The organism is Protofrankia sp. CiP1_Cm_nod1, from assembly GCF_920888515.1.
In the GTDB taxonomy this organism is placed as follows: domain Bacteria; phylum Actinomycetota; class Actinomycetes; order Frankiales; family Frankiaceae; genus Protofrankia.
Window position 1 is genome coordinate 1 of the sequence record NZ_CAKKTM010000158.1, and the last position, 9,733, is coordinate 9,733.

The window sequence follows — 9,733 nt, forward strand, 5'->3', positions numbered from 1 at the left end:
GCGTGTCCGCGGCCCACTGCCGCCCGCCGCCGGCCGCCGGCCGCCACCCGCACCGCCGGCCGAGGTGCGCCTGCCTACCTACCCTCTCGGCGCCCGGGTCGCCACCCGCAGGGCGTACGGGCAGGCGCTCGCCGCCCTCGGCGCCCGCCCGGACGTGGTGGCCCTGGACGCCGAGGTCGGCAACTCCACCTACTCCGAGGACTTCGCGTCGGCCCACCCGGACCGTTTCTTCGAGATCTTCATCGCGGAGCAGCAGCTCGTAGCCGCCGCGGTCGGGTTGTCGGCACGCGGGTACGTCCCGTTCGCGTCCACCTTCGCCGCGTTCCTCTCGCGCGCCTACGACTTCATCCGGATGGCCGCGATCTCGGCGGCGAACATCCGTCTGTCCGGATCGCACGCCGGCGTCGAGATCGGCCCGGATGGCCCGTCCCAGATGGGGCTGGAGGACCTGGCGATGATGCGGGCGGTGCACGGCTCGCGCGTCCTCTACCCCAGCGACGCGACCAGCGCGGCCCGGCTCGTCGAGCTCATGGCCGAGCTGGACGGGGTCAGCTACCTGCGCACGACCCGGGGCGCCTATCCGGTGATCTACGGGCCGGGGGAGTCCTTCACCGTGGGCGGCTCCAAGGTGGTGCGCCGGTCGGACGCCGACGTGGTCACCCTGGTCGGCGCCGGGGTCACCCTGCACCACTGCCTGGCGGCGGCGGACACGCTCGCGGCGGAGGGCGTCCCGGCCCGGGTGATCGACCTCTACTCGGTCAAACCGGTGGACATCGCCACTCTGACGCGGGCGGCACGGGTGACCGGCGGCCGTCTCGTCGTGGCCGAGGACCACCACCCCGAGGGCGGCCTGGGCAGCGCCGTCCTGGAGGCGACGGCCGCGGCGGGGGTACCGGTACGCCTCGCCCATCTCGCCGTGCGCGAGCTGCCCGGGTCGGGCACCCCGGCCGAACTGCTCGCCGCGGCGGGCATCGACGCGGGCCACATCGCGGCGGCGGCCCGGGCCCTGCTGCGCTGACCGGCCGGCCGATGGCGCGGCAGCCGTCGGCGCCGGGAGGGGGTCAGTCGTCCGAACCAGCGGGCGCCGGGGCACCTCCGAACATCATGTCGCACATCGTCAGGTAGAGCCGGTCCGGGCGGGGCAGGAACTGGATCTTCGACAGGGCCTGGTCCTGCCCGGCGGATTCGACGATGAACTCGCCGTATCCGAGCAGCCGGCCCATCGGGTCCCGGTTGTAGGTGAGGTCCGTCACTTTCTCCAGGGGCATGGTCTGCACTTTGCGGAAAAAGATCCCGGACACCTTCAACAAGCGCTTGTCCGTGACCATCAGGTGCTCGAAGTGCCAGTCGGCGACTTTCCACAGCATCCTGAAGATCATGAAAAGCAGGAACCACCAGGGCAGCGACACAACGGACTTGCTGGCGTCCAGGCCATTGAGCAGGATCGTCAACAGGATTGCACCGATGGCGGACGCCAGGGTCTGGAGAAAGACGGGCAGCAGGATGGCCCAGTGCATCCGGACCTTCACGACCAGTCGCTCGCGGGTGGCAAGGTACCTGTCATCCCTGGCGGTGGGGTCAGGGATCCGGATTCTCACCATGATCATAACCTCCCGGGCCGGGCCGTTGGCTCACCCTGTTTCACAGAACGGCGTCGGTGACGAAATTTGACAAACCGTTACCAACGGACTCCAGCCCGTTGATGGCTCGCTCGATGATGCTGGCGGCGCTCGCGGGAAAGCTGACGACGAAGAAAATGACGAACGCGATGAGACCGTATCTGACGATCTTGTCCACGGCGGGCCTCCGGGCCGAAGTTGGGCGGGCTGACCACAAAGTATCGCCGCTTCGCGCCTCAGACGTGCGGAAATCGCGCCTATACGCTCAGGCTTGTGGCCAAGAGGTGGTACGCCGCGTCCGACGTGGTGCGTTGGGGCGAGGAGCGACAGAAGAGTACACCGGACGATCGGACCTGGTTCGAGCGGGACCGCGCGCGTGTCCTGCATTCCAGCGCCTTGCGCCGGCTGGCCGGCAAGACCCAGGTCGTCGGCCCGCTCGACGACGACTTCCCGCGCACCCGCCTGACCCATTCCCTGGAGACCGCTCAGGTCGGCCGTGGCCTGGCCCGCTCACTGGGCGCCGACCCGGACCTGGTCGACGCGGCCTGTCTCGCCCACGACATCGGCCACCCCCCCTTCGGCCACAACGGCGAGGCCGCGCTGGACGCGGCCGCCGAGGGGTGCGGGGGCTTCGAGGGCAACGCGCAGAGCCTGCGGGAGCTGACCCGGCTGGAGGTCAAGGTCGTCGACGTCCGCGGGCGGGACGCCGGCCTGAACCTCACCCGGGCGACGCTGGACGCGTCCCTGAAGTACCCGTGGGCGCGGCGGCCCGACACGCCGAAGTTCGGTGTGTACGCCGACGATCTACCGGTCTTCGAGTGGGTCCGCGACGGCGCGCCGGCCGGCCGGCGCTGCATGGAGGCCCAGATCATGGACTGGGCCGACGACGTGGCCTACAGCGCGCACGACCTGGAGGACGGGGTGGTCGCCGGCCTGATCGACCTGGGCCGGCTGGAGGATCCGGGACGGCGGGCCGAGCTGGTCGCCTCGACCGCGGCCCGCTACCCGGTGGCGCCGCCGGCGGCGGTGGGCGAGGCGCTGGACCGGCTGCGCCGGCAGCCGTGGTGGGTGACCGGGCCGGCCACCACACCGGACGCGCTGCGCGCGGTGCGGACGATGACCAGCGAGCTGATCGCGCGCCTGTGCGTCGCGGCGGTCCGCGCCACCCGGGAGGCGTACGGCGACCCGCCGCTGTGCCGCTACCACGCTGATCTGGTCGTCCCCGCCCCGACCGTCGCCGAGTGCGCGCTGCTCAAGGGGGTGACCGCCTCCTTCGTCATGGACCGCCGGGACGCGCACGAACGCCAGCGGCGCCAGCGGGAGGTCATCGCGGAGCTTGTCGCGCTGCTGCTCACACGCGCGCCGGAGGCGCTCGACCCACTGCTGCGGCCGGCCTGGGCCGCCGCCCGCGACGACGCGGCGAGGCTGCGGGTGGTCATCGACCAGATCGCCCGGCTCACCGACGCCAGCGCGGGCCGCCGCCACGCGCAGCTGACCGGCCGGCGCTGGCCGGCGGTCCTCTGACGGCGTCCCCGCCCTGGAAGCCTGCCCTCGCGCGGACGGCCCCCGGCCGGTGGGCCGCGTGACGGTGCCACGGAGCCGGTGGCGCCGGACGGTGGCGCCGGACGGTGGCCGGCGCGTCGCCGGCCTGTTGGGAGCGTCCGGGACACGGCGTGTTACATGCTGCGGCCGTAAGATCGGCACTGCGGTCCAGATGACAAGTAACATCGGGGAAGAATGCGGGTCTGCGGGGGCCCGGACAGTCTTCCGGAGGGCTGCCTTCCGGAGGGCTGACGGCCGGTGGCGACACCCGGTGGTGACACAAGGTGCGCGCCGGACGGCCTCCGTGACACCAGCCCGCTAGCGCTCCACCCGGGACGCAGGGAGGGACGTGTGGCCGGACGCATCCGTGACGCCGATGTCGCTGCCGTGCGTGACCGCTCGCCGCTCGCCGACATCATCGGCGACTATGTGCAGCTCCGCCCGGCCGGCAGCGGCCAGCTACGGGGCCTGTGCCCGTTCCACGACGAGAAGACGCCGTCGTTCAACGTCCGGCCGCAGGTCGGCGCTTACCACTGCTTCGGCTGCGGCGTCGGCGGCGACGTGATCGCTTTCGTGCGCGCCATCGACGGGCTGTCCTTCCCGGAGGCGGTCGAGCGGCTGGCCCGCCGTGCCGGGATCACCCTCACCTACGAGGGCGGGGGAGTGACCAGCCGCGCGGTCACCAGCCAGCGCCAGCGGCTGCTCGACGCCCACCGGGCGGCCGCGGAGTTCTACGCCGAGCGGCTGGCCGGCGCCGATGCCGGCGACGGCCGGGACTTCCTCGCCGCCCGCGGCTTCGGCCAGGAGGCGGCGGCGCGGTTCGGCGTCGGTTACGCGCCCGCCGGCTGGGACGCCCTCACCCGCCACCTGATGGGCCGGCACTTCACCGCCGCGGAACTCGTCCTCGGCGGCCTGGCCAAGCAGAGCAGCCGCGGCACCCTCATCGACCGCTTCCACCGCCGGCTGGTCTGGCCGATCCGCGACCTCGCCGGGGACGTGGTCGGGTTCGGCGCCCGCCGTCTCGCCGCCGACGACCCCGGGCCGAAGTACCTCAACACACCCGAGACCCCGCTGTTCAAGAAGGCCAATCTGCTCTACGGGGCCGACCTGGCCCGGCGGGAGATCGCCCGGCGGTACCAGGTCGTCGTCGTCGAGGGTTACACCGACGTGATGGCCTGCCACCTCGCCGGGGTGCCGACCGCGGTCGCCTCCTGCGGCACCGCGTTCGGCAGTGAGCACGTGACGGTGCTGCGGCGGCTGCTGATGGACCAGAGCGAGCACCGCGGCGAGGTCGTGTTCACCTTCGACGGCGACGAGGCGGGCCGCAAGGCCGCCATCCGGGCGTTCGAGTTCGAGGAACGTTTCGTCACCCAGACCTTCGTGGCGATCGAGCCGTCCGGGCTGGATCCGTGCGATCTGCGCGTCCAGCGCGGGGACGTGGCCGTGCGCGACCTGGTCGCCTCCCGCCTCCCGCTGGTGGAGTTCGCCATCCGCGGGAAGCTGGCCGGCTTCGACCTCGACACCACCGAGGGGCGGCTGGCGGCGATCGACGCGGCGGCCCCTCTGATCAACAAATTGAAGGATCGGGGGCTACGACACCGTTACGCGGTTAATCTGGATAACTGGCTTGGTTTTCTGGACGAGGAGTTCGTGGTGCGGCGGGTCGCTGAGCATCGGCCACGAGGGGCCGCCGGTGGTACGGCGTCCCTCGACGGCCCTGCCCACGGCCAGGGCGACCACGCGGCGCGCGGCGGTCGCACCGGCGGCCGGGCCGAGCTGCCGCGTCGGCATGACGCCGTCGCGGACGACACTGTCGTGGCGGTGGAACGGGAGGTACTCAAGGTCGCCCTCCAGTATCCGGGACTTGCCGGCCCGGTGTTCGACACGCTCTCCCCGGAGCTGTTCACGGTCCAGGAGCACCGCGCCGTCCGTGAGGTGATCGCTGCCGTGGGCGGTGTGTGCGCCGGTCTGCCCGCCGCCGGTGACGTCCAGACCTGGGTCAAGACGGTGGTGGAGGCGGCCGGGCAGGACGAGCTCCGGCGGTTCGTCATCGAGCTTGCCGTGGAGGCGGTGTTCTGTGACCACGATGTGGACGACCGGTATGTCGATGAGCAGATGTCACGCGTACAGGAGTTGCAGGTGACCCGTCGCATTGCGGATCTGAAGTCGCGTGTGCAGCGGCTCAATCCCGTAACCGACGCCGAGACGTTCAGACGCGCATATGGTGAGCTGATCGCCTTGGAACAGCACAAGCGCCAACTCCGGGAGCGGGGCCTGGGTGCCGCGTAACCTGGGTCGATCCCGAGAAGGAAGTGACGAGATTCCGACCATGAGTCCAGCCGTCCTACCGCGCGAAGCCCAGGTGGACGAGGTCAAGGACCTCATCACCCGAGGCAAGGAGATCGGTTTCCTCACTACCGAGGACGTCACGGTCGCCCTCCAGGCGGCCGAGCTGCCACCGGAGCAGACCGACGCCGTCCTGCAGGTCCTCAACGACGAGGGCATCGAGATCCTCGAGGCGGGTGGGGAGGACGCCGAGGAGAACGACCTGCTCGCCCGGCGTCGCCGTGAGGAGGAGGAGCTGGCGCTCAAGGCGCCGACCTCCGACCCGGTGCGCATGTACCTCAAGGAGATCGGCAAGGTCCCGCTGCTGACCGCGGAGGAGGAGGTCGACCTCGCCAAGCGGATCGAGGCCGGCCTGTTCGCCTCCGAGAAGCTCGCGGCGGCCACCCGCAAGACCGCCCCGCAGATGCGCCGTGATCTGGAGGCGATCGAGCGGGACGGGCAGATCGCCAAGCGCAAGCTCGTCGAGGCGAACCTGCGGCTGGTGGTGTCGATCGCCAAGCGCTACGTGGGCCGCGGCATGCTGTTCCTGGACCTCATCCAGGAGGGCAACCTCGGTCTGATCCGCGCGGTGGAGAAGTTCGACTACACCAAGGGCTACAAGTTCTCCACCTACGCCACCTGGTGGATCCGGCAGGCGATCACCCGGGCCATCGCCGACCAGGCACGCACCATCCGCATCCCGGTGCACATGGTCGAGACGATCAACAAGCTGATCCGCATCCAGCGGCAGCTCCTGCAGGACCTCGGCCGTGAGCCGAGCCCGGAGGAGATCGCCAAGGAGATGGACCTCACGCCCGACAAGGTGCGTGAGATCCTCAAGGTGTCCCAGGAGCCGGTCTCCCTGGAGACGCCGATCGGTGAGGAGGAGGACTCCCACCTCGGCGACTTCATCGAGGACTGCGACGCGGTCGTGCCGGTCGACGCGGCCAGCTTCATCCTGCTGCAGGAGCAGCTCGACTCGGTCCTGCACACGCTCTCCGACCGGGAGAAGAAGGTCATCCAGCTGCGCTTCGGGCTCACCGACGGCCATCCGCGCACGTTGGAGGAGGTCGGCCGGGAGTTCGGGGTCACCCGCGAACGCATCAGGCAGATCGAGTCGAAGACGCTGTCGAAGCTGCGTCACCCGTCCCGCTCCCAGAAGCTGCGCGACTACCTGGAGTAGGCGACCTGCGGGCGGGGAGTGCCCGCGCGGCCGTGTGCGGCACGGGCTGGCTGGTGGTCACTGGCCGCCGGCAGCAGTGGCGCTCAGGCCGACGCGTCCCGACTGTCGCGTCCCGATTGTGTACGATTTGTTACTTTACGTCTTTATCGTGTCCTGATGTCGGCGAACCAGTAGGAGTCGCCTCTGCGGGTCGGAGTGCGGTAGTAGTCGCTTGATGACTTAAAGTGCCCATCATGGGTACTGTGCTGCCTGGTCCTGACGCCCGCAGCGTTCCCGAGCCCTGGAACGGGTCACGGAAACGGTCGAGAGTGTCACCTGCCGTCGTGAGGACGCAGCCGACGCGTCCGCTCGCTGGGCAGGCCGGCGTGGACGGCGCGCCGCCGGACGCATCAGGCTGGCAGCCGCCCGGCCGGCAGCCACCGCGGCGGCGGCCACCCGGCCGACAGCCCACGTTCCGCGGCGGGGGAGAACTGGTCGGACGCGTCGCGCGAGGCGCCGGTGAGTTACTGATCACTGTTGGGTTCGTGGTGGCGCTGTTCGTGGTCTACGAACTGTGGGTCACCGACATGGTGCAGGAGCGTACCCAGAACCGGCTGCGCTCCGAACTGTCCCGGCAGTGGGCGGCCCCGGCCGCGGCAGCCCCGTCGACAGGCCTGCCGCGGCCGGGGGCGGCATCGGCGGACGTCGGTGCCGGGGTGGCCGTGCTGCGCATCCCCCGTTTCGGCGACGGTTACGCCCCGGTTGTCGTCGAGGGGGTGTCGGACGGCGCGCTACGGCGCGGCCCCGGGCACTATCCGGGGACCGCGTGGCCCGGCGAGGTCGGCAACTTCGTCGTGTCCGGGCATCGCACCACCTACGGCCATCCGTTCAGCCGGCTGGACGAGCTACGGGCCGGTGACCCGGTCGTCGTCGAGGTCCGGGACCGCTATTTCGTCTATCGGGTGACGGGCTCGGAAGTGGTCGACCCCGCCCGGACGGATGTGATCCTGCCGGTACCCGGACAGCCCGGCGCACGGCCCGCGAAAAGCCTGCTGACGTTCACCACCTGCAATCCGAAGTACTCGGCCAGCAGCCGCCTGATCATTTTCGGTGAGCTCACCGGCAGCCGACCGAAGACCCCCGGGCAGCCGCCTGGCACGGCTGGGAGGTGACGGGTGTACGGATGGATCTTCCGGCACCTTCCCGGCGGGTTCGCCGTAAGGCTCGCCCTGATGGCAGCGCTTGTCGTGGCGGTGGCCGCCGGCCTGCTCTTCGGCGTCTTCCCGGCCGTCGAGCCCCACCTTCCGCTCACCCGGGTGACCGTTGAGGAATGAGCCACGACGGCCGGCCAGCGCTGACGCGGACCAGCCGGGCCACGGCCATCCGGCGGCGGACGGCGCCGCCCGCCGCGACGGCAGGCCCGGAACAGCACGACGAACAGGACGGAGGCCACCGCGGCCGATGCTGAACACGGGATCGCCGCTGAACACGGGATCGCCGCCGAACACGGGATCGCCGCCGAACACGGGGCCGGCGCCCCGCACCGGTCACCAGCACCCGCTGGTCCGCGCCTGGCCCGTGATCGTCGCCGTGGCGGCGTTCGGGCCGTACCTCATGAACGGCGTGCGCACCGAGCAGGTGGTGGTGTACGGGTCGCTGCTGGCCGGCCTGCCATTCCTCGCGTCGCGGCTGAGATTCGACGGCTGGTACGCGTGTGTCCTGGGCCTGTGGGCGTTCCTGGCATTTTCGGCAATGATCAGCCCGGACGGCCCGGTCATACCCGGCCGTTTTCTTCCGGGCAGCATGCTGTCCGGCGTCGACAACTATCTGTACCCACTGGCCGCGTTGCTCCTGGTGAGCTGCTGGCTGGCGACCGGATATACCCGGCTGGACCTGCTGGACGCCGTGTGCGCGGCTTTTGTCACACTGGTCGCCGGCAACGGGATAATCGCGTTCAGCGGCCTTTTCGTCAATCCGGTCGGATGGCTGCAGAAGTTCTGGGGCTACGGGCCGGCCACCCTGGAGACGACGGTTGCCGTACGCGCCTTCAGCAACGGCCGGCTGACCGGGATCTTCGCGCAGCCGGCCGAGGCCGGTATCGCGTGTGCTCTCGCGCTGTTCGCGGCGCTCTATCTTTTCGCCCGGCCCGGCCGGGACCGGCCGGTGCTGCTCGGCCTCGTCGCCACCCCGGTGTTCGTCGGCGGCGTCCTGAGCGCGTCGAAGATGTTCCTGCTGATCGGTATACCGCTGGCGCTGTGGCAGGCGGTCCGCCAGGGCCGGCGGCTTCGGCGGGTGCTCGTCATCGCCGCCATGGCCGGGCTGTTCAGGCTCGTCCTCACCCAGGTCGACGTGCCACGGTGGCGCGGCGCGTGGATGCTGTCCGCGCTTTTCAGCCGTGGTGACGGCGGCGACGTCGTGGAGAAGTACACGGCGGGCCGGCTGGGGTCGAACGGCGCGTCCGGGATGGTGTTCGACTATGTGCTCGCCACCCGGCCCTGGTTCGGCTACGGCGCCGGCGGGCTCGCCGTGTCGTACGACAGCTCCTGGGTCGAGGTGGTCATCGTCGGCGGCGTGCTCGGAGTGGTGCTGTTCGCGCTCGTGCTGGCCGTCCTGGCCGGCACGTGGCTTGCCGGGCGGCCGGCGCGGTCCGGGCCGCAGCGGCCGTTCGCCACCTCCGTGCTTATCATGAGCGTGGCGGCAACCGCGGGCCTGCCCGCTTTCACGGCCAACCGGGTGGCGCTTTTCACCTGGATTTTCCTGGCGCTTCTCCTGCTCGTCGGCGACGGCCCCCCCGGCGGGCCACGGAAAGCCGCCGGGAAACCGTTGGGCAAGACCGGGCCGTTGGGGAGGGCCTTTTGACAGCCCGGCGCGCGGCCGCCGGGCAGGTTTCCCGCCCGGCGGCCCGTACCTGTCGCCAGCCGCCCGCGCTCAGGTCCCGGCCGGGCCGGGACGCTCGGGAGCCGTGGCTTCCGGGAAGGCGCCGCCGGCCGCTTCCCCGGGCCCGTTGCCCTGGCGTGGCAGCGCCATGGGCGGCGCCGTTCGGGGCAGGCCGCGGCCGCCGGCCCGCCACCAGGCGCCCTGGGCC

Annotated in this window: 9 protein-coding genes; 7 read left to right on the forward strand and 2 right to left on the reverse strand. The window is 71.1% G+C overall.

The features are described from left to right. On the forward strand, positions 1 to 1,018 hold a 1,018-nt coding region (locus tag NBX02_RS07790), incomplete at its 5' end, for a transketolase (RefSeq protein ID WP_250290634.1). 43 nt (positions 1,019 to 1,061) lie between these two features. Here NBX02_RS07790 and NBX02_RS07795 read toward each other — a convergent pair. Together NBX02_RS07795 and NBX02_RS07800 are read right to left on the reverse strand one after the other, a co-directional pair. After that, entirely contained in the window at positions 1,062 to 1,601 is a 540-nt protein-coding gene (locus tag NBX02_RS07795) for a PH domain-containing protein (RefSeq protein WP_250281174.1), read from the reverse strand. Positions 1,602 to 1,641: 40 nt separating this feature from the next. Further along, positions 1,642 to 1,797 carry a hypothetical protein gene (locus NBX02_RS07800; protein WP_250281175.1) on the reverse strand — a complete coding sequence of 52 codons (156 nt, stop codon included), beginning with the start codon at positions 1,795 to 1,797 and terminating at the stop codon, positions 1,642 to 1,644. Positions 1,798 to 1,892: 95 nt separating this feature from the next. Here NBX02_RS07800 and NBX02_RS07805 point away from each other — a divergent pair, with 95 nt between their 5' ends. From NBX02_RS07805 to NBX02_RS07830, 6 genes are all read left to right on the forward strand, one after another. After that, a complete protein-coding gene (locus NBX02_RS07805) occupies positions 1,893 to 3,143 on the forward strand; it encodes a deoxyguanosinetriphosphate triphosphohydrolase (RefSeq protein ID WP_250281177.1) in 1,251 nt (416 codons plus the stop codon). Between the two features lie 369 nt (positions 3,144 to 3,512). Continuing rightward, the gene (dnaG, locus tag NBX02_RS07810; RefSeq protein ID WP_250281180.1) at positions 3,513 to 5,450 is read left to right on the forward strand and encodes a DNA primase; all 1,938 of its coding nucleotides are present in this window, start codon (positions 3,513 to 3,515) and stop codon (positions 5,448 to 5,450) included. Between the two features lie 40 nt (positions 5,451 to 5,490). Beyond that, on the forward strand, positions 5,491 to 6,669 hold the full coding sequence (locus tag NBX02_RS07815) for an RNA polymerase sigma factor (RefSeq protein WP_250281182.1): 1,179 nt from the start codon (positions 5,491 to 5,493) through the stop codon (positions 6,667 to 6,669). 323 nt (positions 6,670 to 6,992) lie between these two features. Further along, positions 6,993 to 7,820, forward strand: a complete 828-nt coding sequence (locus NBX02_RS07820) for a class E sortase (RefSeq protein ID WP_250281184.1) — start codon at positions 6,993 to 6,995, stop codon at positions 7,818 to 7,820. A 3-nt stretch (positions 7,821 to 7,823) separates the two neighbouring features. Further along, on the forward strand, positions 7,824 to 7,982 hold the full coding sequence (locus tag NBX02_RS07825; RefSeq protein ID WP_250290636.1) for a hypothetical protein: 159 nt from the start codon (positions 7,824 to 7,826) through the stop codon (positions 7,980 to 7,982). A gap of 244 nt (positions 7,983 to 8,226) precedes the next feature. Further along, a complete protein-coding gene (locus NBX02_RS07830; RefSeq protein WP_250290638.1) occupies positions 8,227 to 9,507 on the forward strand; it encodes a hypothetical protein in 1,281 nt (426 codons plus the stop codon). Positions 9,508 to 9,733 lie beyond the last annotated feature (226 nt).

Coding starts and splice junctions, on each gene's coding strand:
- NBX02_RS07815 (WP_250281182.1), top strand. CDS start 5,491: ATGAGTCCAGCCGTCCTACCGCGCGAAGCCCAGGTGGACGAGGTCAAG.
- NBX02_RS07795 (WP_250281174.1), bottom strand. CDS start 1,601: ATGGTGAGAATCCGGATCCCTGACCCCACCGCCAGGGATGACAGGTAC.